This is a genomic window from Cobetia sp. UIB-001 (assembly GCF_044789135.1).
GTDB lineage: Bacteria > Pseudomonadota > Gammaproteobacteria > Pseudomonadales > Halomonadaceae > Cobetia > Cobetia amphilecti.
Genome location: NZ_CP058244.1, coordinates 3,109,116 through 3,131,713 on the forward strand (window position 1 = coordinate 3,109,116; position 22,598 = coordinate 3,131,713).

Here is a 22,598-nt window from a genome sequence, read left to right on the forward strand (position 1 = left end):
CATGGCCAGCCGGCTGAGGAGAGGTCGCGGATTGCGCAGAGGAAGTGGCAGCAGCGGGTGTTGCAGATTGCTCAGTCATGTCAGGCAGACGTCCGGGGGCTATCGGGAAGCGCCTCACGCGCGGCAAGCAGCAGGCGCGCCATGGCGAGGTCTTCCGGATGGGTGATCTTGAGATTGTCGCGGGCGGCGGCGACCAGCACGGGGGCACGGCCACAGGCCTCCAGTGCCGAGGCCTCATCCGTGATGAGCGCGGGGTTCTCCCCAAGCGCTTCACGCAGCGCCCGTCGCAACAGGCCCAGCGGGAAGGCCTGCGGCGTGAAGGCATGCCACAGGCCGACGCGGGATTCGGTGTGCGCGATGCTCGGCGCACGCTCTTCATTGCCACCGCCATCGCCACCGCCATCGCTATGCGGGCGGGAGTCTCCGACCGGGGCGGCACGCTTCATGGTGTCGCTGGCGGGGGCCGCCAGGATGGCACCATCGGCACTGCGGCGAGCGGTCGCGACCAGCGCATGGATATCGGCTTCGCGAACGCAGGGACGCGCGACATCGTGCACCAGCACGAGGTCATCGTCATGGGCGTGGCGGCTCAGGCAATCCAGGCCCGCCAGCACGCTGTCGGCACGCTCGCTGCCGCCATCGGCGCGCAGCCAGTCCTGCCACGGCACCATCGACGGCGAGAAATAGCCATCATCGGCGCCCAGCACCAGACAGAGTCCTGCCTCGGGCAGCGCGCGCTTGAGTGTCGCCAGCGTCGCCTCCAGCACGCAGCCGCCGGGCGACAGCTCCAGATACTGCTTGGGGCGGTCGGCCTGCATGCGGCTGCCAACGCCGGCGGCCGGCACCAGATACCACAGACGGGGCTCGCGCGAGGCGTCTGTCGGCATCATGGCGTGATCACCTTGGGCAGCCCGCCTTCCAGGCCCTTGCCCTCCAGCGCACCGTCCGCCACTTCATCGGGTGATGGCGCCTTGCGTTCCGGCACCGCGACATTGGGCACCCACAGAAACTGCTCGTCCTTGCGCACCATGCCGAGGTCATTGCGTGCACGCTCCTCGATGGCCGCCAGGCCATTCTTGAGGTCGACCACTTCCGCACCGAGTCGCTGATTGCGGTTGTCCAGCACCGCATCTTCCTTGGAAAGCTGCTGCACGCGTGCGCGAATATCGAATAATTCGGTGATGCCATTTTCGCCCCACCACAGCCGATACTGGAGCAGTGCCAGCAGCAGCAGCAGTGAGATATTGATCCATTTGAGCATGGCGATGTCCTTGGCCGTTGCAGCGCGCATTATGCCATCATCCGGGAGCGTGACGCAGGCACTGCCAGCATCCGTTGCCACGCTTGACGCCCCCTGTCGATCAGGGCCACCTGATGACAGCGCCCTCTCACCCTTCTGCCAGGAGTCATCCGATGTACAAGCTTGCGTTCTTCGTCCCGGAGAATGACGCCGAACACGTCAAGGAAGCCGTCTTTGCCACCGGTGCAGGGCGCATCGGCGACTACGAGGCCTGCTGCTTCGAGACACGCGGCACCGGCCAGTTTCGGCCACTGGCCAGCGCCAATCCGCATATCGGGACCTGCGGCACGCTGGAGCGCGTCGCCGAACTGAAGATAGAGCTGGTATGTGACGATTCGCTCATCGCCGCTGCCGTGGCGGCGCTGCGCGAGGCCCATCCCTATGAAGAAGTCGCCTTCGACTGCTGGCGACTGGAAACGTTCTGACCCCGCGCACCCCGAAGAGCGAGGCACGCGAGGTCAGCAATGGCCAGACGATCTAGCTCGCGGGCAGGAAGGTGGTGTTAAAGAAGTGCTCACGGGTTTCCAGGTCGATCTGCTCGAGATGCAGCGGGAAATGCTCGTCACCCTCGCCGTGGCGGCGGTCCTCGAAGTAGCGGCGCAGCGTCACTTCCATGGTCGGGAAGGCCAGCGACTGCCAGGGGACCTCCTCCTCGGCGAACAGCGCCACCTCGAGGCTCTCGACGCCCGCCGAGTAGTCGCTGATCAGCTCGGCCCGAAACAGCATGTAGACCTGATTGATGTGCGGCAGGTCGATCAACGTATAGAGCCCCTGCAGCTTGACCTCGGCGCCGGCTTCTTCCCGCGTCTCGCGGGCAGCGGCGTCGCTGGTGGTCTCGGCGTTCTCCATGAAGCCGGCCGGCAGGGTCCAGTACCCCAGCCGTGGCTCGATGGCACGCCGACAAAGCAGCACCTTGCCGTCCCGCACCGGCAGGGTGCCCGCGATGATGCGCGGATTCTGATAATGGATGGTGCCGCAGCTATCACACAGGTAGCGCAGACGATCATCGCCCTGCGGCACTGCCAGACGCACCGTTTCACCACAGTGACTGCAATAATTCATTCGCTCTCCCATGAAATCTCAAGGCGCCCTTCAGTGACATCCCGTCCCCGCTTCCTCGCTGCGCGGTGGGCCCAGCGGCATGGCAGTCGCCTTGACCGCCAGGACCCTCGCGCCACATGATGAATGCCTACGAGGAAACGACATGCTAGAAGCCCTGCGCCAACGCCTGCAAGCACATCAACCCCTTGCGACCGACCACCAGCTGCCACGCGCCGCCGTCCTGATCGCGCTGATCGATCGTCCCGAACCGACGCTGCTGCTCACGCGGCGTGCCAGCCATCTCAGCCAGCACCCCGGCCAGGTGGCCTTCCCCGGCGGCAAGGCCGAACCCGATGATAGCAATCTGTTGGCCACCGCGCTGCGCGAAGCCGAGGAAGAGGTCGCGCTGCCGCCCAGCGCCGTGGAGGTCTTCGGCCAGCTGAGCGACGTGATTTCCCTGCACGGCATGCGCGTCACGCCCTTTGTCGGGCGCATTCCCGCCGACCTGCCGCTGCGCGCAGACCCCGGCGAGATCGAGCAGATCTTCGAGATGCCGCTGAGCATGTTGCTCAAGGACGAGCGCGAGCATACCGATGTGATCACCGTCGGTGACGAGACCTGGTACGTGCCCAGCTATCGCGTGGCCGACCAGGTGCTGTGGGGGCTGTCCTCGATGATGCTGGTCGAACTGATGGCCATCGGCTTCGGCCGTGCCGTGAGCTTAAAGGCAGCGCCACCGCCTGGTGCCCCGCTACGCCATCTGCCGCCGCGCCCCGTACCGCCTCGGCCCTGAAGCTCAAGACCCTGAGCTCCTGAGTTACTGAGCTTTTGCACCAGATAAGGTGCGTTCCCGCCGAGCGGCTCGCCATGGCCCGGATGTCATCGTCCTGATGGCATCGCCCCGTTGCCATTGCCCCGACGATATTGCACCGACAATGGCACTGGACTATAACTCCTCGCCCACGATGCCATGCCACTTCCCGTTCGGAGCGCCTGATGCCCGCTGCACCCACACCCGCCCCACTGCTGGACCCTGTCGCACTCAACCTGCTGATCGATGAACTGGTCGAGCATGGCTACAGCGTGCGCCCCGACTTCCTGCCGCGACAGGTCATCGGTCAGCTCAATGACGAACTGACCGAGCTTGAGACGCGGCAGCAATTGACGGCGGCAGGTATCGGGCGCGGGCGCGAGCATGATCTGCGCCCGGACATCCGCGGCGACGCGATTCGCTGGCTGGACCGCAATTCGCGTGCCCAGCGCGCCTATCTGGAAGCGATGAACGTGCTCAAGGATGAGCTCAACCGTGCCCTCTATCTGGGGCTGTTCGAGTATGAGGCCCATTTCGCCCACTATCCGGTCGGCAGCTTCTACAAGAAGCATCTCGACAGCTTTCGCGGCCGCGGCAATCGCCTGATCTCCAGCGTGCTCTATCTCAATGAGGACTGGCCGCGCGATGGCGGCGGCGAGATAGTGCTCTACGACCCCGAGGATGACAGCCGCGAAATGGCCCGTGTCACCCCGGAGGCCGGCACCTTCGTGTGCTTCCTTTCCGAGCAGATCCCCCATGAGGTGCTGCCGACGCATCAGGCGCGCGCCAGTGTCACCGGCTGGTTCCGGCGCAACAGCTCACAGGGCAACCTGGTCGATCCCGCGCGCTGATTCCCGGGCGGGAAGGCCCGGCCAGACAGGTCTGGACAGCACCGCGCCAGCGGCCCTCAGTCGCGCGCCAGCGGCGCGTCATCGCGTGGCGGTACTTGGCGCTGCGCGTCCTGCAATGCTTGCTCGTCATTCAGGGCCTGCTCGTCGTGCAGCGCCTGCTCCTCCTTGACCTCGATCTCCTCGAGGCTGTCCAGCGAGGCATCCGTGATCAGCTCCGGCATGTCAGCGACCAGCTCACGCGTGACCTCGACCAGCGGGTCATCGGCCTCGGCGTCACGCAGGTGCTCCTCGGCGGCCTCGACCAGTTCAGGCCCGACCGCAAGCTCGGTGCCCAGCGGTGTCTGCGGGGCATGGGTCTCGAAGGGCGCCAACGGCTGCGGCGCCGGACGCATCACGCGTCGCCAGACGAAGAAGAGCAGCATGCCGCCGCCCATCACCGCCAGACTCAGCGCCATGCCGGGCATCGCGCCCATCTCGGCCATCGGCAGCGATACCGCCGGCGGTGACAGGGTCGACCCCACCGCGTTGATCAACAGCAGGCCCTGACTCATGCGCACCAGGGCACCGGCGGGCGCACGGTCGGCGGCATGACTGACCGCCACCGGATAGAGCGTGAAGGCGGCACCGCCGAGCAGGAACAGCACCGTCAGCTGAGCGATACCCTCGCGCGCCGGCCCCATCAGCAAGGCGGCGAAGCCGACGATGGCGATCGACAGGATGATCAGCACCTGCTGGCGATCGTGGCTGTCAGACCAGCGGCCGATGGGGTACTGCAGCAGCATGCCGCCGAGAATCACCAGCGCCATGCGCTGACCGATCTCCGCGGTGCTCAGGGTGCCGCCATCGCCCAGCGCCAGAGGCAGCAGGCTGTAGATGACCGCCACCACCAGCCCCGAGGCCAGACAGCCGAACACGCCCGTCGGCGTGATGCGAATCAGGCGCCACGGGCTCAGGGGTTCGGACTGTTCGATCAGCGGCGAGACGCGCGGCAGCAGCACCAGCGGCAATACCGAGGCCGCCGCCAGCATCGCCACCAGCATGAAGGCCGCCTCGAGGCTCAGCATGGCGGTCACGCCCAGCAGCAGCTGACCGAGCACCCCCGCGCCGTAAAGCACGATCATGTAGAGCGCCAGCAGACGCCCGCGCACGGCGGGGTCGGCGGCGCTCAGCAGCCAGCTTTCGATGACCAGATACACCCCGACCAGCGACCAGCCGATCATCATGCGCAGCAGGAACCACACCACCGGGTGGTCGCCCAGCCCCATGGCCAGTGCCGCGACCGCCACCAGCGAGGCGAAGCCGGCATAGGCGCGGATATGGCCGATGCGCAGCAGCAGGCGGTCGTTGACCAGCGCGCCGAGCCCGAGGCCCAGATAGTAGGCCGAGCTGATCAGGCCGATCGCCTCGCTCGAGACGCCGGCGGCAGACAGCCGCAACGGGACCAGCGAGGTCAGCATGGCGTTACCGATCCCCAGCAAGGCAAGGCCGAGCAGGGGCGCAAGGGACATCAACAGCAGATGACGGGGCATGACCAGATCCTCGGCCGGCCGCCAGTCAGCGATCAGCCAATGCCGCAAGGTGCGGATATCGTCGGGAGGGGGAATTTGCCCTGCGAGAATACGTCAAGGCGCGGGCAATATAGTGACAGTCCGCGCCAAATCCAAGCCTTTTTGCGTCATTTGGCGACAATATCGTCTTGGGTGTCGCTGCGCGCTTTCCTGCGCTCTATCCATGCCCTGTCCCGCACCTTATCCATGCCCTGCCCCGCGCCCTTGTCAGGCGGGTTGGGGCACGCGGAAGATGACGCTGTCGTTGGCGACCTGCTCAAGCTCGAGTCCGTGCGTGCGCGCAAGCCAGGCAAAGGTCGCCGGGCTGAACAGGCACACATGTGTCGGGTCACGCAGGTAGTGCCAGCGCCTGAGCGCCTCCGGATCATCCGAGGCGGGCTGCGTCATCACCCCCAGCAGGCCGCCGGGCTTGAGGCAGCGCAACCACTGGCGGAAGACCTCGCCCGGCGCGTAGAGATGCTCGATCACCTCGGTGCTGACGATGAAGTCATGCTGGCGGGTGAGCGCTGCCGGATTCGGATGATAATAGAGGTCGTGCAGCGCCATCGGATGGCCCGCCTCCTCGAACATCTGCGCCAGGGCAGGCCCCGGCCCACAGCCGAAATCGAGCCCGCTGGCACCGGCCGCGAGCCGCTCGCACATCGGCGTGAAGAGCTTGGCCAGGAAGCTTCGATAGCGCGGGTCTGCCGGGTCATTCTCGTGCTGGTCGTAGATGTCCTGCTCTGCCCTGGCATCCAGGCGCTGGGACGGCGCCAGATACAGCAGATGACATTCCGGGCAGCGCAGGTAATCGCGCTCGTCGGCGGGCGGGCGCTGACCGGTGTCGGGGCACGGCCTGCGCCGCTGTACCAGGCGCAGTACATGCTGGCTCTGGGACGCCTCACACAGCGGGCAGACAGTATCCGCAGGCGGATAGGGAACGGGGGAATCAGGGGCTGACATCAGGGCTCCGCGGCAAGGGACACTGGCGATGAGGGTCGACGTCACCACACGGCTGGCGATGACAACTCGGCGCCACGCGCGATACCGCGGCGGCACGGGCAATTCCGCAGCAGGTGAACGTATCGAAGGTGGCGACTGTCTGAGTGCTGAATGATACCCCGCGCCAGTGTCTTGCGCCTGCCACGATGGAGCCTGCAGGCACCGCCCCCCTCTGGCACAATGAGCATCATTCGAGTGCGGCACCGCGACACCTGACGATGTCACGGCGCCTGCCTTCGCGTCAGACAGGCGCGATCTTTCACGCCAGACCACCGGAACTTCACGTGTGACGATGGACAAGACTCTCAAGCGGTTCGAACAGGCCATGGAACAGCGCCTGACTCCTCTCAAGGCCAACTCCGTGGCCTGTCTGTGGCAACGACTGTCCGGGCTCAGCACCCGCCAGCTCTGGTGGCTGGCGCGCCCGTTGGCGCGCCTGGTGCAGCTGTGCAACCCCCGTGAGCGCCGGGTCACGCGCCAGAATCTGGGCCAGGCCTTCCCGCAGCTCGACAGCCAGGCGCGCGCGCGTCTGGCAAGCGACAGCCTCGCGCATTCCACCGCCACCATGCTGGAACTGGGCAAGGTGTGGCTGGGCGATGAAGACGCCGTGCGCGATTCGATTCTCGAGGTCCACGGCCGCAACCTGCTCGACGAGGCGCGCGCCGAGGGGCGCGGTGTCATCGTGCTGGCGCCGCACTTCGGCAACTGGGAAGTGCTCAATTTCTGGCTCTCCAGCCACTTCCCGTTCACCGCCATGTACGAGCCGCCCAAGTTCGAGCGCCTCGACCCGATCATCCGCAATGGTCGTGAACGCATGGGCGCGAGCCTGGTGCCCACCAACTCGCGCGGCGTGGCTGCCTTGCTCAAGGCACTCAAGCGCGCCGAAGCGATCGGCATACTGCCGGATCAGGAGCCGGGCCGTGGCAGCGGCGTCTTCGCCGACTTCTATGGCCGCCCCGCCTATACCGCCACCCTGCTGCCCAAGCTGGTGGCGAGAACCGATGCGCGCGTCGTCACCGGTGTCGCCCAGCGGCTGGAAGATGGCCATGGCTTCGCCATCCACTTCCTCGCTGCGGATGAGGGTGTCTATTGCGAAGAGGAAGTCGCCTCGGCACGCGGGGTGAATGCCTCGGTGGAAGCGGCGATCGCCTTGGCACCGGCCCAGTATCAGTGGGAATACAAGCGCTGGCGCAAGAGCCCGCAGGAAATGGAGCAACAACCGGGCTGGCAGGAATCCCGCTTCTATGCGCGCACCTACTCCTTCTTCTCGCTCAAGGGCTGGCGCCGCTACTTCAAGCATCGCCGCAAGGCCAGCAAGCGCGGCTGAGGGCAGCACTGGCGGATCAGGCCATCAGCTCCCAGACTGAATGCGCATGGCTCAATGACAGGAGGGAAGGATGCCGATCGAGACTCACGCCGCTCACCTCACAAGTGGCGCATCGCCCCGGCGCCCCTCCTTGTCCCGGGCGATATCGACACGCCTGCCGGCACACCTGATGACAGGCTTGGCGACAAGGTTGGCAACAAGAGTGGCGACACACCTGGTCGCAAGTGCCGCGGCGGCCTGTCTCGCATTGTCTCTGCCAGCCCAGGCAGAGACAGAGGCCCCTTCCTCACTGTCGTTGGTGAGCGCTCAGCAAGTGCCCAGCGATGCCCCAGCGCTCAAGCTGCCTGAGGGCGCCACGCTCGAGCGGCTGGCCTCGCTCGACAGTCCACGCATGCTGCATCTCACTGATGCTGGCGAGCTGCTGATCGGCTCGCGGGCCGAGCGTGTCTATCGCGCTCAGCTGACGCCGGACGGCAACCTCTCTGCCGTGAAGACGTTGGTCGAACTGTCGGGCTACCCTCACTCGCTGGTGGTGCGCGGTGACAAGCTCTATGTCGCGACCACTGCCGCCTTGCTGGTCGCCGACTATTCACCCGGCGAATCTCTCACCCGCAATGACTTTCGTGAGCTGATCGCCCTGCCCGGCGGCGGTGGCCACAACTCGCGCAGCTTGAGTCTCGGGCCTGATGGTGGCCTCTATCTGGCGCTGGGCATCCAGGGCAATTGCTCGAATCAATACCTCGCAGGCAGCGAGCAGGGCTACTCCTTCAGTGAACGCCGCGGTGGCGTGCTGCGCCTTGAGGAATCCGGCGATGCGCCGCACTGGCAGCCCTGGGCCAGCGGGCTGCGCAATCCAGTGGGCCTCGTCTGGCAGCCAGGTAGGAAAGATGAGCCGCGTCTGCTGGCCACCAACAACGGCCCCGACCACTGGGGCTATGAACATCCTCGCGAGCTGGTGGTTGCTGCCCGCGAAGGCAGCTTCCATGGCATGCCCTGGTATCAGTGGGTCGATGGCCGCTGGCAGGCGGATGACTGCATCACGAGCGATTCACCGCGCGAGCGTGACGAGATTGCAGCGCCGCTGGCCGAGATCCCCGCTCGCAGTGCGCCGATGGGAATCGCGGTAGTACCGCCAAAGCATCCATTGGCTGCAGACATGGATGTCGTGGTGGCCGTCCACGGCAGCTGGGGCACGGCGCCCTCCGGCAACGCCGCGGGTGACCCGGCCAGCCGCCGTGAGCCTCGCCTGCTGGGCCTCAAGCTGGCGACGCCAGACACTGAAGCACGCTTGGTGCCAGTGCTGACCGGTTTGCAGGACAGCAGCAGCGGTCAGCGCTGGATTCGCCCGCTCGATGTCCTGTTCGGCCCTGATGGCAGCCTGTACTTCACCTCGGATAGCGGCGCGGCTGGCCTCTATCGCCTCACCTTCGATTGATGACCTGACCTCCAGCAGAACGGGCTTTTGAGAAGCGAGGCCCTGGCCCTTAGTCACGCGCGCTCTCCAAGCCCTCTCTCCAAGCCCTCTCTCCAGGCCCTCTTCTCCAAGCACTCTCTCCAGGCTCTCTTTCCAGGAGCTGCTTGGCAGAGGGCCTATGGACAGGGCCTATGGATAGGGCCGATGAATGCAGCGCTTGCCTGCTACAGATTCTGAAAACCTGCCTTGCATGCCCCGCCTTCGAATTACAGAAATGTAGTCCTGTGCCCTCGCGTGCACCCAATGGCCATCTAGGCATTGTGTGGCCATGGAGCGACACTGGGTCGACGCCAAGCGTTTAATGAGCGATGACGCGTTGAGAGAGCGTCTCTCGCTCGTGCATCCAGCCTACGAACTCCTGCGTATGATCCAACGAATACGCCATCGTCGGAGCCTGCCGCCATGAACCAGCAGCCACCCCCAGCATCACGGACGCCCGCCAACCGGGACTCCCTGTCGAGCACATGCATGCACCTGACGCGCGCTCCCTGGCTGAGCATCGTGATGCCGGTGCATGACGAGGCAGCCGGCATCGTGCAAACCCTGATTGCCCTGAGTCGCCTGCGCGCGGGGGGTGACTGTGAAGTGATCGTGGTGGATGGTGGCTCTACGGATGGCACCCCCTCACTGGCCCGACCGCTGTGTGATGTCGTGCTGAACAGTGAGCCGGGCCGGGCACGCCAGATGAATGCCGGAGCCGCACGTGCACGCGGAGAATGGCTGCTGTTTCTGCATGCCGATACCGACTTGCCCGACAATGCGCTGGCATTGCTCAAGGAGGCCGTCACGACGCATCGCCGCAGCGACTGGGGCCGCTTCGATGTCAGCATCAAGGGCGAGTCGCCGTGGTTACCGATGATCGCCGCCATGATGAATCTACGCTCGCGGCTGACCAGCATCAGCACGGGCGACCAGACCCAGTTCGTGCAGCGCTCGACCTTCGAGGCCATCGGCGGCTTTGCCGACATGCCATTGATGGAAGATATCTGGCTGAGTGGCCAGCTCAAGCATCTGACCCCGCCAATGAACCTGACCGCGCGCGTCACGACCAGCGGTCGACGCTGGGAGACCCACGGCGTCTGGCGCACCATCGTCAAGATGTGGGGACTGCGGCTGGCGGCCTGGTGTGGCGTCTCCCCTGCACGCCTGGCACGCCTTTACGGCTATCGCGCCGCGGCGCAGGCCTGTGAGCAGCGCGGCATGCCCCATGCGTGATACGGCGTTGCCTACCTTGCCCACAGCTGATGCCGCGCCAGAGGTGCGCCCGACTCTCATCATCTTCGGTCGCCTGCCCATCGCCGGCCACTGCAAGACACGCCTGATCCCCGCACTCGGCCCCGAGGGCGCAGCTCGACTCTATGCGCGGATGCTGAGCCATATCGTTGAGCACGCCTGCGCCGCGCGCCTCGGCAAGGTCGTGGTGATGCTGACGCCCGCTGCCGAGCCGTCGGGTCAGGCACCTGAACAGGCGGCTCTGCGGGCAGCGCTGGAAGCCCGGCTGCGAAGCGTTGTCGACACCTCTGCCGACCTCACCTTCGAGACACAGCCGCAGGGGGAGCTCGGTGAGCGAATGTCCCGGGCCATGGCTCGACATCTGCCCGAGGGGCCGGTGTTGCTGATGGGCTCCGACCTGCCGGCGCTGGACAGCCAGCGCCTGCGCGAGGCAGCCCACAGACTGCGCACTCACGACGCGGTGCTGCAGCCCACCGACGATGGCGGCTATGGCTTGATCGGCCTCAAAGCGCCCTGCCCGCAAGCCTTCCTGCTGCCCCGCTGGAGTCATACCCACGTCTGCAGGGACACTTTAGAGCTGCTGGCACAGGCCGGGAGAACGGCCGCTTGCCTGCCGATCAGCTGGGATGTCGATGAGCCACGAGACCTTGCGCGCCTGTCGCGCCACCTGCCGGCGCTCATGGCCGACCTTGCCGCTTGAGGCTTTCATGAACCCGCTTGAGGCTCTTCACAGGTTCGGCATGCCTCCCAAAGTCGTATGCATTTTTGCTCACACTGCCCTTCTTCTGCGCCGCAGGGCTGTTACACTCGCTGCATCGTGACTCATATGTCACAGCTTGACGGGGTGCCGGTAAGACCGGCTGAGATGTCATGCGCAGGCGATGTTCTTGCGTGAATGACGATCCCGCCGAACCTGATCCGGCTAGTACCGGCGTAGGGATCAAGCGCGAAGCGATGCCACTCGATATCGTCACCACTCTCACGGTGACTGTCGGCACCTCCCCCGCTTTTCCCCTGCTCCTGTTCCGGTACTGGCCACGCTTGCGCCAGAGACCTGCCGCCCCATCACGGGTCGTCAGCACGCTCACCGAGGGATGCGTCATGCCTAGTTTCAACGACCTGACCAGTGCCTGCGCCGAGGAATGGCGTGACTATCTCGAGCACGACTTCGTTCGCCAGCTGGGCGAAGGTCGTCTGCCGGAGGAGTCCTTTCGCCATTACCTGCAGCAGGACTACCTGTTCCTGATCCACTTCGCGCGCGCCTGGGCGCTGGCCGCCTACAAGAGCCGCACTCTCGCGGAGCTGCGTCAGGCCACGGCCAGTCTCGACACCATCCTCAATACCGAGCTCGATCTGCATATCGGCTACTGCAGCGAATGGGGCATCAGCGAAGATGACCTGAGCGAGCTGCCGGAATCCCGCGCCACTCTGGCCTATACCCGTTACGTGCTCGATTGCGGCCAGCGCGGCGACCTGCTCGATCTGCACGTGGCGCTCGCGCCCTGCCTGATCGGCTACGGCGAGATCGCCGAGTGGCTGCTCGATCAGGACACCACCGAGATCGAGAACAACCCATATGCGGACTGGATCGCGATGTACTCCAGCGATGACTTCAAGGAAGCCGTCGAAGCCGAACGTGAATGGCTGGATGCACGTCTCTCGGAGGTCTCGGAGCGTCGACTGGGTGAACTGGTCGATGTCTTCCGGGACGCCACGCGACTCGAGATCGACTTCTGGCAGATGGGCCTCGATCGCGCTTGAGTCATGACAGACTGACGTCCCGGCGCTCGCCATGAGCCGCTCGAGACGACGCCATCCCTCATGGATGGCACGACTGACAGGCCAACAGAGCCTGGATGCGAGAATACTCCCCGGGGCAAGCCTGACGCTTCGGGCAACACACTCTCGCATTGAAATCTGCACACGCTTGACGGGGTGCCGGTGGAACCGGCTGAGATCCTGCATGCATGCTTCGCCGCCCTGACGTGCGAGCTTGCCAGCAAGGGGTCCCGTGGAACCTGAACCGGTTAGGACCGGCGTAGGAATCAAGCTGATGGCCAGCCGCTACGCGCGGCCGCCTCGCTCCCGGGCCACCTGCTGGCAAGGAGTCGGCGACGACCATCCTCTCCCTGCGCACGGTCTTCCCATGATGACGTCAGCCGTGACGTCGCCCTTTGAGGAGACCTGCATGAGCACTGCCCCGACGACACAAGACCCGCAAGCCACCAACGCCGCCGAGTCACCGCTCGCCTCGCAGCCTGAGGCTGCCCCCAAGGCACGCGCGCGTGCCGGTCGCAAGGATGGCAGCCGCCATCTCGCCAGCGAAGCACAGGTCGACGCCGCCGCCATCGCGCCGCTGAGCGGCTCGCGCAAGATCTATATCGAAGGCTCCCGTCCGGACATCCGCGTGCCCATGCGCGAGATCGGCTGCTCGCCGACCCAGACCTCCAGCGGTCTGGAAGAGAACCCGCCGATCGTCGTCTACGATACCTCCGGCCCCTACACCGATCCGGCGGTCGAGATCGACATCCGCCGGGGTCTGGCGCCGCTGCGCGAGAAGTGGATCGAGGAGCGCGGTGATACCGAACAGCTCAATCAGCTGAGCAGTGAATATGGCCGCGTGCGCCAGGCCGACCTACGCCTGTCGTCCCTGCGCTTCGAGCTGGACCACCGCCCGCGTCGTGCCCTGCCGGGCAAGAATGTCACCCAGCTGCACTATGCGCGCCAGGGCATCATCACGCCGGAAATGGAATACATCGCGATTCGCGAGAATCAGCGTCGTATCGCGCTGCGTGAGGAATATCAGGGCAGCGAATCCGTCGAGAGCATTCTGGGCCACCAGCACCCGGGCCACAGCTTCGGCGCCAACCTGCCCGACGAGATCACCGCCGAATTCGTGCGTGAGGAAGTCGCACGCGGCCGCGCCATCATTCCCGCCAACATCAATCACCCGGAAAGCGAGCCGATGATCATCGGCCGCAACTTCCTGGTGAAGGTCAACGGCAACCTGGGCAACTCGGCAGTCACCTCCTCCATCGAGGAAGAGGTCGACAAGATGACCTGGGCGATCCGCTGGGGTTCCGACACCGTGATGGATCTCTCGACCGGCGCCAACATCCACGAGACCCGTGAATGGATTCTGCGCAACTCTCCCGTGCCCATCGGCACGGTGCCGATCTATCAGGCGCTGGAGAAGGTCGATGGCGTGGCCGAGAACCTCGATTGGGAGATCTTCCGCGACACGCTGATCGAGCAGGCCGAGCAAGGCGTCGACTACTTCACCATCCACGCCGGCGTCCTGCTGCGCTATGTGCCGCTGACCGCCAGCCGCGTGACCGGCATCGTCTCGCGCGGCGGCTCGATCATGGCCAAGTGGTGTCTGGCGCATCACGAGGAAAGCTTCCTCTATCGCCACTTCGAGGACATCTGCGAGATCTGCAAGGCCTACGACATCAGCCTGTCACTGGGCGATGGCCTGCGCCCGGGCTCGGTGGCCGATGCCAATGACGCCGCCCAGTTCGGTGAGCTCGAGACGCTCGGCGAGTTGACGAAGATCGCCTGGCAGCACGATGTCCAGGTCATGATCGAAGGCCCGGGTCACGTGCCGATGCACCTGATCAAGGAGAACATGGACAAGCAGCTCAGCGAGTGTGACGAGGCGCCCTTCTACACCCTCGGCCCGCTGACCACCGACATCGCCCCGGGCTACGACCACATCACCTCCGGCATCGGCGCCGCGATGATCGGCTGGTTCGGCTGCGCCATGCTCTGCTACGTGACCCCCAAGGAGCACCTGGGCCTGCCCAACAAGGACGACGTCAAGACCGGCATCATCACCTACAAGATCGCCGCGCATGCCGCCGATCTGGCCAAGGGTCACCCGGGCGCTCAGCGCCGTGACAATGCGCTCTCCAAGGCGCGCTTCGAGTTCCGCTGGGAAGACCAGTTCAATCTGGGCCTGGACCCGGACACCGCGCGCAGCTTCCACGACGAGACGCTGCCCAAGGACTCGGCCAAGGTCGCCCACTTCTGCTCCATGTGCGGGCCGAAGTTCTGCTCGATGAAGATCACCCAGGAAGTGCGTGATTACGCCAACGAACATGGCCTGACCGGCGATGCCGACAGCGTGATGGCCGGCATGCAGGAGCAGGCCGACAAGTTCAAGCGTGAAGGCAGCCAGCTCTATCAGGAGGTCTAGCCAAGCGCCTGACGTACAGGAAGGCTGACTTTCCGAGCGACACGAAAAACGCCCCGACCAATGATGGTCGGGGCGTTTTCGTCACGTCCTGCCAAACGCTCATGACATCTCATGAGCGTGACAGAAGGCTCACGTGCGGCTGGTGACTTCCAGCAGGTGATAACCGAACTGGGTCTTCACCGGGCCCTGAACCGTGTTGATCGGGGCGCTGAACACGACTTCGTCGAATTCCTTGACCATCATGCCCGGGCCGAAGGCGCCCAGGTCGCCGCCACTGCGGCCGGACGGGCAGGAGGAGTGCTCGCGAGCGGCATCAGCGAAATCGCGGCCGTTCTCGATTTCGGTCTTGAGAGCTGCACACTGTTCTTCGCTGGAAACGAGAATATGACGCGCTGTGGCCTGTGCCATGTCTATCACCTGTCACTGATCGAATAAATGCTGCCGGCAATCACCGGCGGCGTGGCAGGTCATTGTGGCCCAAGGCAGCGCTCGCCGCTAGCGTCCTGCACAGACCCGGCGCTGATACTGGATGGCATCGAGATCATTGCTGCCGAGCAGTGCCGCCGTGGCAGCGTTGCATTCCGCCTCGGCCAATTCATCGGCAGCAGATGTTTCCGCCCACTGGATGTTGCCGACACTGGGCCGGTAACTGACCGCGGCATTGCATACCATGCGCCGCGTACTGTTGTAACGCTGCGAAGGCAGAGTCGGAGGATTGCTGGTCATTTCCCGGCACGTCGAGGCAAACATCTTGCTGGCTGCCTGACTGCAACGGGTATGGGCCATGGCATTCTGGCGCTTGTTGGCACACACCGAGTCATTGAGAACACGCCAATGCAGGGTATCGAAATCGATCACCTGCCCTTGATAGCGGGTCTCGACATGCTCGCGCTGAAGCCCTGCTGTCGTCGTCAGATGCGAGGCGACACCCTCACCGAATTGCCCACTCAAGCCCGAGACCGCATCCATTAACGCTGCCAATGCCGCACTGACAGAATTCATCACACACTCCTTGTGTTGATGCCTCCCGGCATATGCCGCCGGGGAGCCTTGCTCGATCATCCCTGACCGTCACTTGCGGTGACATGACCTGATAGCGCTGCCTCATGACGAGACTGATAACGCCGACTGACAGCGCCGGCGCGCTCCCTGCGACATTACCCGTACACCGGCATCATTGCCTTAACGCTCAAGGGGATGATGCCAACGCTTCCCTCTCCAGCAACGAGTAATCAGATTCAGTACCCCAGACACGCGAACGCCCACCCGGAAGACCGAGTGGGCGTTGGGGACGCTCGCCTGAGAGCGTCGGCAGCAGTCGCTTACTTGGCGACTTTCTGCATGGCCTCGGAGGCGGACTTGGCGTTGCTTTCTGCCAGTTCCTGACCTTTCTTGGCGTATTCCTGGTTCAGCTCGACCACTTTCTGGGTGTCGTTCTGCAGCTTCTCGCCCAGAGTCTTGACGGTTTCCTGCTGCTCCTTGACGAAGTTCTTCAGACCTTCGCTGTCCTTGATCTCGAGCATGGAACGCGCCTGGGTCAGGGAAGCATCAGCATAGGACTTGGTCAGTTCCATCTGTGCGCCGATCAGCTTCTCGCTGTAATCGATGCTCAGGGCGCTGAACGCACGCAGCGGAGACAGGAACATATCGTCGAACTGCTGAGCGGACTTCTCGAAGTTGGCATTGAACATGTAGGCACCCTCCAGGGTATTGGCATCACGCTGAAATGAACCGGAGCGTTGCTCCGTTCGGTTATCAGGACTGAACCGGGCTGGTGCACCGTAGTGACCGAGCCATCATTATCAAGCCGTCACTATCAAGCCGTCGCGGTCAGATAGTGCTATCGACCAGGTTCCATCCTCGCTGCAACGCAGCATAAGACAGTCTTTGTTGCACTGCAACATCAAAAACATCGCAACGACTGGTCTGTACGCCATGGTTGATGCAGTTGCTTGATTACACTGGAGAAAAACAATCAGAAGCCGAAAAGAAAATTGACGCCTTGGGGCCCCGACACGCCCTGCACCACGCCCTGGAACGCCAGCCTGGGCCAAAGTGCTGAGCCAAAGTGCTGGGCCATAGGGCTGGGAGGATAGAGGGCTGGAACAGAAGCCTGAAGTTGAAAGGCTGAACTTGAGGAGAGCGCCGCGCTGCTGCCTCACAGGCATGAGGCGTCGCGACAGCGTTTGCAGAGCAGGCGCCCGCCCAGCGCACGTGCCTGATCTGCCTGGCGACAGAAGTCGACACTCTGGGTGGAAAGCCATCGCCGACAGCCCTGGCAGCGCGGCAAGCCTTCCTCATCCTGCGACTGGGCGGAAGACGCGCCCTGCTGATTGTCGGCCGCAGCCCCCTGCTGCTCGCCTGCCGCCTGCGGGCTAGCGGGGCCTTCCTGGCTGCCCTGATCCAGAGTCTGGTGCCCGGGCTGCCAATGCGCGGCCTGCAGCCCTCGGCCCCCAAAACCGCACTGCCGTTTCAGGGCAGCCGTAGATGTCACGCCACGCTGGACCGCCAGCGTCGTGTCGTCCGGCGCCCCTTCCATGTCATCGGACTCTGCCGCCATGGCAGCGCTATCGCCTGAAGCCCGCGCCAGCTCTTCAGGCGATAGCGGCGGTTGCCATAGATAGGCCAGCGGGGATACCTGAGTGGCAGCGTCGCCATCCGTCGCGCGCGTGCCAGCGGCCAGGCCCAGCTCCGCCACCCAATCCGTATTGGGGGCCACATGCTGGGTCGCGATGGCGCGCCCCAGCTGGCGCAGGCGGCGCTGATCGAGGCGGTGGGTAAAACTGCGCAGCCGTGTCACGTAAGCGGTCTTGCCGCTCACCTGCAGGCACTGACGCTTGAGGCGCGCGAAGGACAGCAGCGCACGACTGTCGACGATATCTTCCGGCGGCCGACTGACCTGAGCCGCATCGGCCACCACGATGCGATAGCGCAATTGCGGCTGCAGCGTCATCCCAAGGCGCACAGGCAACAACGAGGAGGCCTCCAGCCATTGCACGATGGCGCGGCTACGCTCAGGGATCGTCTGCAAGGGACACGGCGTCACGGCATGTGCCATGACGCCATCTTCGCCTGAGGGTGTCTCGCCACCCTCAGAGACTCGTCCGCCATGGGCCAACAGCTCACCGAAGGGAGTGATCGAGAGCGTCAGATCAAAACAGGAGGCATCCAGCACCCAGACCTGCATGAGGCTGTTGATCAGCAGGTGATCGATCTCGATCACGCCCTCTGCCTGCGCCAGCCGCACATCATGCAGCACGACCCAATCATCCCGCGTCCCCAACAAGGCATCCAGCTGGCTTGCCAGCGCACGGCGACGCGCCTGACGGGCACGTATCGCACGCAGGGCCTCCAGCACCTTGTGGCGCTCGGGCGCGGCAAGCGCAGCATCCTGCGCCAGCACCTCGAGCACCAGCAGGTCGTATTCCCGTGAATCGCAGTCCTTGATCAGCATGGGCGCCTCTGGATTAGAGCATTCATATATAACTCAGTGTAGTGCTCTATTCACAATCTTTCTTGCCTCTGACTCCGCGGGAGAATCCGCCAGCGGATAGCGGATGACAGTGATGGAGACTGAGGATCATCACTCCTGCGCTGTCTGAGGCGCGGCCTCCCGGTAAGGCAGCATTGCCGTCACCTGCTGACGCGCCTTGCTGAGCCAGCGTGCCTCCTCCTCGACCGCCTCTGCCACCGCCTCCTGAAGCCCGGGATGCATCAGCCAATGCAGCGACCCGGTGGCATACGCCGCGAAACCGCGGCTGATCTTGTGCTCACCCTGGGTGCCGGGATCGAAGCGCTTGAGTCCTCGCTGCAGGCAGAATTCGAGCCCCTGGTAATAGCAGACCTCGAAGTGCAGACAGTCGGCATGCACTTCGCTGCCCCACCAACGACCATACAGGCAATCACTGCCGATCAGACACAAGGCTGCCGCCACCGGCGCGCCCTGCTCATCACGCGCCTGCACCAGCAGCAACCGCTCGGGCATGCTGCGCCTGAGCTGCTGGAAGAAATCGAGCGGCAGATAAGGGCGCTGACCGCGCTCGAGATAGGTCATGCAGTAGCAGCGGTAGAAGGCCTCGATGTCGTCAGGGCCAATCTGCGCCCCCTCGAGCCTGGCCAGCGAGAAGCCTTGCTCGGCGACCTTGCGCCGCTCGCGCCGGATCTCCTTGCGCCGTTTGGAGCGCAGACTCTCAAGCCAGGTGGCAAAGTCCGGCTCGCCGCGTGACTGCCAGTGATATTGCATCCCGGGACGCGAAATCAGCTCCGGAATCGCCGCCTGCCAGTCCTGCCGCTCCTGTGCCGAGACAAACAGCAGATGAAACCCGCTGTGCTCATAACGACGCAGCGCGCTACCCGGCTCAGCCGCGGGCGCGATGCCGGCCTTGAGATGCGGCCACAACCACTCAAGCAAGGCACGCCGGGCTGCGGGCGACGTCAACTGCGACGAGGTGACAAGGCGTGGGCCATCGCTGGGAGTGAACGGCACGGCAGTCAACTGCTTGGGATAATAGCGCCCACCGGCCTGCTCCAGGGCCTCCGCCCACTGCTGGTCGAACACATATTCGCCACGCGAGTGCAGCTTGAGATAGCGCAGCAGCCCCGCCAGCAAGCGGCCATCGGCGTCTCGCACTACCAGATGGGCAGGATGCCAACCACTGGCGGCGCTAGCCGCACCGCAGCTTTCCAGCGCGCTCAGATAGGCATGCTGCAGAAAGGGATAGTCATCGCCTGCCAGCGCATTCCATTCACTGGCGGTGAGTGCGTCGAGGGAATCCAGCACCTCCAGGCGCCAGCCCTGCTTCTCTGCGGCATCTGCGGCGCTCACAGCCTGTTGCTGGCCTGTTGCCGACCCTGTCGCAGCCTCATCCTCTGCCTGCCATTGCCCTGTCACCGTACTCTCCTCATAGTCTTGCCATGCCCACCGCTGGTGCAGACATGCCGCACATCCCAGGACATGCTAGTGTGTCGTCATGATGCAGGACAACGAGACCCACATGACAGAGACTCCCACGCCGCGCGACGACACGTCCACGAGCGGCTCACAGCCCCAGGGGCGCGCTCAAGAGTCCTCGCAAGGGCCCTCTCAAGGCCCCTATGCGCCGACCCCGCCCGCACAGGACACCCACGCCAGCACAAATCTCATGGCAGTGGCCGCCTTTGCCCTGAGCGTGCTGGGCTGCCTGCTCGCGCCTGCGGCACTCGGCGGCGTCGTGTGTGGCCACATTGCGCGCAGCCAGATCCGCCGCAGTGGCGAAGCCGGTGACAGCTGGGCCCTGGCCGGGCTGATTCTTGGCTATCTGCTGATCGCCCTGTCGCTGGCCGGCCTGCTGATGTTCGGTGGCATGATGCTGACCATGTTCGGCATCATGGCCTTCAGCACCTGACCAGCGCCTGGGCACTCCCGCTTGAACGTGCAGCGCGCCTGCACGGATAATGCGTCGACATTGCTTCCCCGTGCCAGCGGGGCATGCCTGCCTCTCGCAGCGCCTGCCCTGCCAGCGATTCCGGTTCCCCCGAGCCGCCTTGATACTGAGCGAGCCTCGATGTTGTACTCGATTCTCGATAATGATTTCTACAAGTTCACCATGCAGAACGCCGTGGTGAAACTGTTTCCGTATGCGCGTGCTCGCTACGCCTTCATCAACCGTGGCGAGCATTCGTTCCCGCCGGGGTTCGGCGAGGCCTTGCGCATCGCGGTAGACAACATGGCCGAACTGGCATTGAGCGTGGAAGAGAAATCCTTCCTCGAGCTTCACTGCCCCTTCCTGGACCCGACCTACCGCGACTTCCTGGCGGGCTTCCGCTTCGACCCCTCCGAAATCACCATCACCCAGACCGGTGATGAGCTGGAAGTGCATATCGAAGGCTACTGGTATCGCACCATCCTGTGGGAAGTCCCGCTGATGGCGATGATCAGCGAGCTCTGGTATCAACTGGGCGGAGATCAACGCGACAGCGATCAGGCCCTGCGCGACAGCACCCTGGCCAAGATCGAGCACTACAAGCGACTCGGCATCCGCGTGGCGGAATTCGGCACTCGTCGTCGGCACTCCTACGATGTGCACGACAAGGTGGTCGCGGGTCTCAAGGACCACGGCCGCGGCTGCTTCATCGGCACCAGCAACGTGCACATGGCGCAGCGCCACGGCATCAAGCCGATCGGCACGCACGCCCATGAGTGGTTCATGTTTCATGCCGCGCGCTTCGGCTTCAAGATGGCCAACATTCTGGCGCTGGAGAACTGGGTCAAGGTCTATCGCGGTGACCTGGGGATCGCCCTGTCTGACACCTTCACCAGCCAGGCCTTCTTCAAGAGCTTCGACAAGAAGTTCGCCAAGCTGTTTGACGGCGTGCGCCACGACAGTGGTGACCCCATCGACTTCGCCGAGACCACCATCCGCCACTATGAGTCACTGGGGATCGACCCCAAGACCAAGACCATCGTGTTCTCCGATGGCCTGGACACCGACAAGGTCGATCGCATCGTGCGCTATTGTGCCGGGCGTATCGGCATGTCATTCGGCATCGGCACCAACTTCACCAATGATGTCGGCCCGCAACCGATGAACATGGTGATCAAGATGACCGAAGCCCGCCCCGAAGGTCAGGAGTGGGTGCCGGTGATCAAGCTGTCGGACGTCTCGAGCAAACACACCGGCGACCCCGACATGATTCGCCTGGCGCACCAGGTGCTGTCGCTCAAGGAACTGGATTGAAGCGTGCGCTCAGCGATCGCTGAACGCCTTGCCATTGCCTCCTGCCAGAGACCTTGAAACAGGCTCATGAAACAGCTGCTAGAAAAAGCCCCATGAAAAAACCCGCCCGGAAACTTCCCGGGCGGGTTTTTTCATGTCGATCACCTTCAGCACCGGTGACGACGGCTCAGGTCTCGACGTCTCAGGTCTTGCAGCTCAGGCCTTGACGGCTCAGGTCTTGACGGACTTCTTCGGTGTCTTGAAGACCTCATTGAACAGGTTGAGCATGACCTGCCAGGAAGCCGAATCCGCGGCCGCGTCATAGCCCAGCGGCAGATCGTACTTGGCCGCCTTGGCATCCGATTCCGGATTGGTGAAGGCGTGCTTGGCGCCCGGGTACTGGATCAGGGTGGTGCGCGTCTCGAGAGACTGGAAGGTCGCGACCAGCTTGTCGAGATCTTCCTGCGCCACCAGCGTATCTGCCGCGCCATTCTGGATCACGACCCGGCCGGCAAACGGCTCGGGCTCCGTCACGGCAATCGACGGGCTGCCATGGAAGCTGACGACCGCCTTGAGCGGCGCTCCGGTCAGCGCCATGTTGAGCACCACGGCACCGCCGAAGCAGTAGCCGATCGCCGCCATGCGCTCGCCATCGACTTCCGGGCGTGAGCGCAGCACCGCCAGCGCCGAATTGAAGCTGGATTCGGCCTTCGGCCAGTCACTCATCACCGCAGAGGAGAAGGCACCGGCCTCCTTGGGGTGCTCGGCCGTGCGCCCACCGCCATACATGTCGACGGCCATGACCACGTAGCCAAGCCCCGCCAACTGTTCGGCGCGCTTGCGGGCGTAGCTGTTCAAGCCCCACCACTCATGCACCAGCAGGATACCGGGACGGCGCCCCTGCGCCTTGGCATCGCGTGCGATCAGGCCTACGTGCTCCTCACCGTTGGCCCGATAGGTCACCGTCTCCGTCACCACCTGCGGCCCCTCGAGACGATTGACCAGCGGTGCATCCTCGGCGGCCATGGCCTGTCCGGCGGAAAATACCGACTGTGCAAACAACAGGGTGCCAGCGCACCAGCCACGTAACATTCGCATCGCCTACTCCTTGTATGACGT

General features: G+C 64.2%; 22 protein-coding genes and 2 riboswitches. Of the genes, 11 read left to right on the forward strand and 11 right to left on the reverse strand.

Annotated features, from left to right (window positions below; all coding sequences use genetic code 11):
• Positions 1–80 precede the first annotated feature (80 nt).
• Positions 81–890, reverse strand: a complete 810-nt coding sequence (locus HA399_RS12980) for a 2-C-methyl-D-erythritol 4-phosphate cytidylyltransferase (protein ID WP_404325191.1) — start codon at positions 888–890, stop codon at positions 81–83.
• A complete protein-coding gene (ftsB, locus tag HA399_RS12985) occupies positions 887–1,291 on the reverse strand; it encodes a cell division protein FtsB (protein WP_225347115.1) in 405 nt (134 codons plus the stop codon). Before ftsB ends, HA399_RS12980 begins: the two co-directional genes overlap by 4 nt.
• Positions 1,292–1,413: 122 nt before the next feature.
• Here ftsB and HA399_RS12990 point away from each other — a divergent pair, with 122 nt between their 5' ends.
• Complete coding sequence (locus HA399_RS12990) at positions 1,414–1,725, forward strand: NGG1p interacting factor NIF3 (RefSeq protein ID WP_153636372.1); 312 nt, start codon at positions 1,414–1,416, stop codon at positions 1,723–1,725.
• 52 nt (positions 1,726–1,777) lie between these two features.
• Here the strand turns inward: HA399_RS12990 and HA399_RS12995 are convergent, their stop codons facing one another.
• Positions 1,778–2,362: an NUDIX hydrolase gene (locus HA399_RS12995; protein ID WP_054555560.1), complete on the reverse strand. Its 585-nt coding sequence runs from the start codon at positions 2,360–2,362 to the stop codon at positions 1,778–1,780.
• Positions 2,363–2,504: 142 nt separating this feature from the next.
• Between HA399_RS12995 and HA399_RS13000 the strand changes: the two genes are divergently transcribed.
• Together HA399_RS13000 and HA399_RS13005 are read left to right on the forward strand one after the other, a co-directional pair.
• Positions 2,505–3,134, forward strand: coding sequence for a CoA pyrophosphatase (locus HA399_RS13000; protein ID WP_404325192.1), 630 nt, complete (start codon positions 2,505–2,507; stop codon positions 3,132–3,134).
• 203 nt (positions 3,135–3,337) lie between these two features.
• Entirely contained in the window at positions 3,338–4,003 is a 666-nt protein-coding gene (locus HA399_RS13005) for a 2OG-Fe(II) oxygenase (RefSeq protein WP_404325193.1), read from the forward strand.
• A gap of 56 nt (positions 4,004–4,059) precedes the next feature.
• Here the strand turns inward: HA399_RS13005 and HA399_RS13010 are convergent, their stop codons facing one another.
• Together HA399_RS13010 and HA399_RS13015 are read right to left on the reverse strand one after the other, a co-directional pair.
• Positions 4,060–5,532 (reverse strand): MFS transporter, encoded by a 1,473-nt coding sequence (locus HA399_RS13010; RefSeq protein WP_284726620.1) that lies wholly within the window; start codon positions 5,530–5,532, stop codon positions 4,060–4,062.
• A gap of 246 nt (positions 5,533–5,778) precedes the next feature.
• Complete coding sequence (locus HA399_RS13015) at positions 5,779–6,513, reverse strand: class I SAM-dependent methyltransferase (RefSeq protein ID WP_404325194.1); 735 nt, start codon at positions 6,511–6,513, stop codon at positions 5,779–5,781.
• Positions 6,514–6,844: 331 nt separating this feature from the next.
• On the opposite strand from HA399_RS13015, the gene HA399_RS13020 reads away from it, so the two are divergent.
• The 6 genes from HA399_RS13020 to thiC all read left to right on the forward strand — a co-directional run bounded on the left by HA399_RS13020 (position 6,845) and on the right by thiC (position 14,784).
• Positions 6,845–7,879 carry a lysophospholipid acyltransferase family protein gene (locus HA399_RS13020; RefSeq protein WP_404325195.1) on the forward strand — a complete coding sequence of 345 codons (1,035 nt, stop codon included), beginning with the start codon at positions 6,845–6,847 and terminating at the stop codon, positions 7,877–7,879.
• A gap of 313 nt (positions 7,880–8,192) precedes the next feature.
• Entirely contained in the window at positions 8,193–9,314 is a 1,122-nt protein-coding gene (locus HA399_RS13025; RefSeq protein ID WP_404325196.1) for a PQQ-dependent sugar dehydrogenase, read from the forward strand.
• A 507-nt stretch (positions 9,315–9,821) separates the two neighbouring features.
• Positions 9,822–10,568: a TIGR04283 family arsenosugar biosynthesis glycosyltransferase gene (locus HA399_RS13030; RefSeq protein WP_404325197.1), complete on the forward strand. Its 747-nt coding sequence runs from the start codon at positions 9,822–9,824 to the stop codon at positions 10,566–10,568.
• 16 nt (positions 10,569–10,584) lie between these two features.
• Positions 10,585–11,286, forward strand: coding sequence for a TIGR04282 family arsenosugar biosynthesis glycosyltransferase (locus HA399_RS13035; protein ID WP_404325198.1), 702 nt, complete (start codon positions 10,585–10,587; stop codon positions 11,284–11,286).
• 130 nt (positions 11,287–11,416) lie between these two features.
• Positions 11,417–11,543: riboswitch (TPP riboswitch) on the forward strand.
• Positions 11,544–11,687: 144 nt separating this feature from the next.
• Positions 11,688–12,347 carry a thiaminase II gene (gene tenA, locus HA399_RS13040; protein WP_043331406.1) on the forward strand — a complete coding sequence of 220 codons (660 nt, stop codon included), beginning with the start codon at positions 11,688–11,690 and terminating at the stop codon, positions 12,345–12,347.
• A gap of 160 nt (positions 12,348–12,507) precedes the next feature.
• A riboswitch (TPP riboswitch) is annotated at positions 12,508–12,648 on the forward strand.
• Between the two features lie 126 nt (positions 12,649–12,774).
• The gene (thiC, locus tag HA399_RS13045; protein ID WP_404325199.1) at positions 12,775–14,784 is read left to right on the forward strand and encodes a phosphomethylpyrimidine synthase ThiC; all 2,010 of its coding nucleotides are present in this window, start codon (positions 12,775–12,777) and stop codon (positions 14,782–14,784) included.
• A 129-nt stretch (positions 14,785–14,913) separates the two neighbouring features.
• Here thiC and HA399_RS13050 read toward each other — a convergent pair whose 3' ends face one another.
• The 5 genes from HA399_RS13050 to HA399_RS13070 form a co-directional block, all read right to left on the reverse strand.
• The gene (locus HA399_RS13050; RefSeq protein ID WP_043331408.1) at positions 14,914–15,192 is read right to left on the reverse strand and encodes a peptidylprolyl isomerase; all 279 of its coding nucleotides are present in this window, start codon (positions 15,190–15,192) and stop codon (positions 14,914–14,916) included.
• A gap of 87 nt (positions 15,193–15,279) precedes the next feature.
• Entirely contained in the window at positions 15,280–15,786 is a 507-nt protein-coding gene (locus tag HA399_RS13055; protein WP_404325200.1) for a hypothetical protein, read from the reverse strand.
• Positions 15,787–16,106: 320 nt separating this feature from the next.
• Positions 16,107–16,475: a phasin family protein gene (locus HA399_RS13060; RefSeq protein ID WP_043331409.1), complete on the reverse strand. Its 369-nt coding sequence runs from the start codon at positions 16,473–16,475 to the stop codon at positions 16,107–16,109.
• A 467-nt stretch (positions 16,476–16,942) separates the two neighbouring features.
• A complete protein-coding gene (locus HA399_RS13065) occupies positions 16,943–18,238 on the reverse strand; it encodes a nuclease-related domain-containing protein (protein WP_404325201.1) in 1,296 nt (431 codons plus the stop codon).
• Between the two features lie 129 nt (positions 18,239–18,367).
• Positions 18,368–19,609, reverse strand: coding sequence for a GNAT family N-acetyltransferase (locus HA399_RS13070; RefSeq protein ID WP_404325202.1), 1,242 nt, complete (start codon positions 19,607–19,609; stop codon positions 18,368–18,370).
• A gap of 169 nt (positions 19,610–19,778) precedes the next feature.
• Between HA399_RS13070 and HA399_RS13075 the strand changes: the two genes are divergently transcribed.
• Both HA399_RS13075 and pncB read left to right on the forward strand, forming a co-directional pair.
• The gene (locus tag HA399_RS13075) at positions 19,779–20,168 is read left to right on the forward strand and encodes a DUF4190 domain-containing protein (protein ID WP_404325203.1); all 390 of its coding nucleotides are present in this window, start codon (positions 19,779–19,781) and stop codon (positions 20,166–20,168) included.
• 159 nt (positions 20,169–20,327) lie between these two features.
• Positions 20,328–21,500 carry a nicotinate phosphoribosyltransferase gene (pncB, locus tag HA399_RS13080; RefSeq protein ID WP_043331412.1) on the forward strand — a complete coding sequence of 391 codons (1,173 nt, stop codon included), beginning with the start codon at positions 20,328–20,330 and terminating at the stop codon, positions 21,498–21,500.
• Between the two features lie 210 nt (positions 21,501–21,710).
• On the opposite strand, the gene HA399_RS13085 is transcribed toward pncB, so the two are convergent.
• Entirely contained in the window at positions 21,711–22,577 is an 867-nt protein-coding gene (locus HA399_RS13085; protein ID WP_225347127.1) for a dienelactone hydrolase family protein, read from the reverse strand.
• Between the last annotated feature and the right edge of the window lie 21 nt (positions 22,578–22,598).

Bases quoted from the DNA above. Each gene is read 5' to 3' on its own strand.
- HA399_RS12980 (WP_404325191.1), bottom strand. From the start codon at position 890: ATGATGCCGACAGACGCCTCGCGCGAGCCCCGTCTGTGGTATCTGGTG.
- ftsB (WP_225347115.1), bottom strand. From the start codon at position 1,291: ATGCGCGCTGCAACGGCCAAGGACATCGCCATGCTCAAATGGATCAAT.
- HA399_RS12990 (WP_153636372.1), top strand. From the start codon at position 1,414: ATGTACAAGCTTGCGTTCTTCGTCCCGGAGAATGACGCCGAACACGTC.
- HA399_RS12995 (WP_054555560.1), bottom strand. From the start codon at position 2,362: ATGAATTATTGCAGTCACTGTGGTGAAACGGTGCGTCTGGCAGTGCCG.
- HA399_RS13000 (WP_404325192.1), top strand. From the start codon at position 2,505: ATGCTAGAAGCCCTGCGCCAACGCCTGCAAGCACATCAACCCCTTGCG.
- HA399_RS13005 (WP_404325193.1), top strand. From the start codon at position 3,338: ATGCCCGCTGCACCCACACCCGCCCCACTGCTGGACCCTGTCGCACTC.
- HA399_RS13010 (WP_284726620.1), bottom strand. From the start codon at position 5,532: ATGCCCCGTCATCTGCTGTTGATGTCCCTTGCGCCCCTGCTCGGCCTT.
- HA399_RS13015 (WP_404325194.1), bottom strand. From the start codon at position 6,513: ATGTCAGCCCCTGATTCCCCCGTTCCCTATCCGCCTGCGGATACTGTC.
- HA399_RS13020 (WP_404325195.1), top strand. From the start codon at position 6,845: ATGGACAAGACTCTCAAGCGGTTCGAACAGGCCATGGAACAGCGCCTG.
- HA399_RS13030 (WP_404325197.1), top strand. From the start codon at position 9,822: ATGCACCTGACGCGCGCTCCCTGGCTGAGCATCGTGATGCCGGTGCAT.
- tenA (WP_043331406.1), top strand. From the start codon at position 11,688: ATGCCTAGTTTCAACGACCTGACCAGTGCCTGCGCCGAGGAATGGCGT.
- thiC (WP_404325199.1), top strand. From the start codon at position 12,775: ATGAGCACTGCCCCGACGACACAAGACCCGCAAGCCACCAACGCCGCC.
- HA399_RS13050 (WP_043331408.1), bottom strand. From the start codon at position 15,192: ATGGCACAGGCCACAGCGCGTCATATTCTCGTTTCCAGCGAAGAACAG.
- HA399_RS13055 (WP_404325200.1), bottom strand. From the start codon at position 15,786: ATGAATTCTGTCAGTGCGGCATTGGCAGCGTTAATGGATGCGGTCTCG.
- HA399_RS13060 (WP_043331409.1), bottom strand. From the start codon at position 16,475: ATGTTCAATGCCAACTTCGAGAAGTCCGCTCAGCAGTTCGACGATATG.
- HA399_RS13065 (WP_404325201.1), bottom strand. From the start codon at position 18,238: ATGCTGATCAAGGACTGCGATTCACGGGAATACGACCTGCTGGTGCTC.
- HA399_RS13075 (WP_404325203.1), top strand. From the start codon at position 19,779: ATGACAGAGACTCCCACGCCGCGCGACGACACGTCCACGAGCGGCTCA.
- pncB (WP_043331412.1), top strand. From the start codon at position 20,328: ATGTTGTACTCGATTCTCGATAATGATTTCTACAAGTTCACCATGCAG.
- HA399_RS13085 (WP_225347127.1), bottom strand. From the start codon at position 22,577: ATGCGAATGTTACGTGGCTGGTGCGCTGGCACCCTGTTGTTTGCACAG.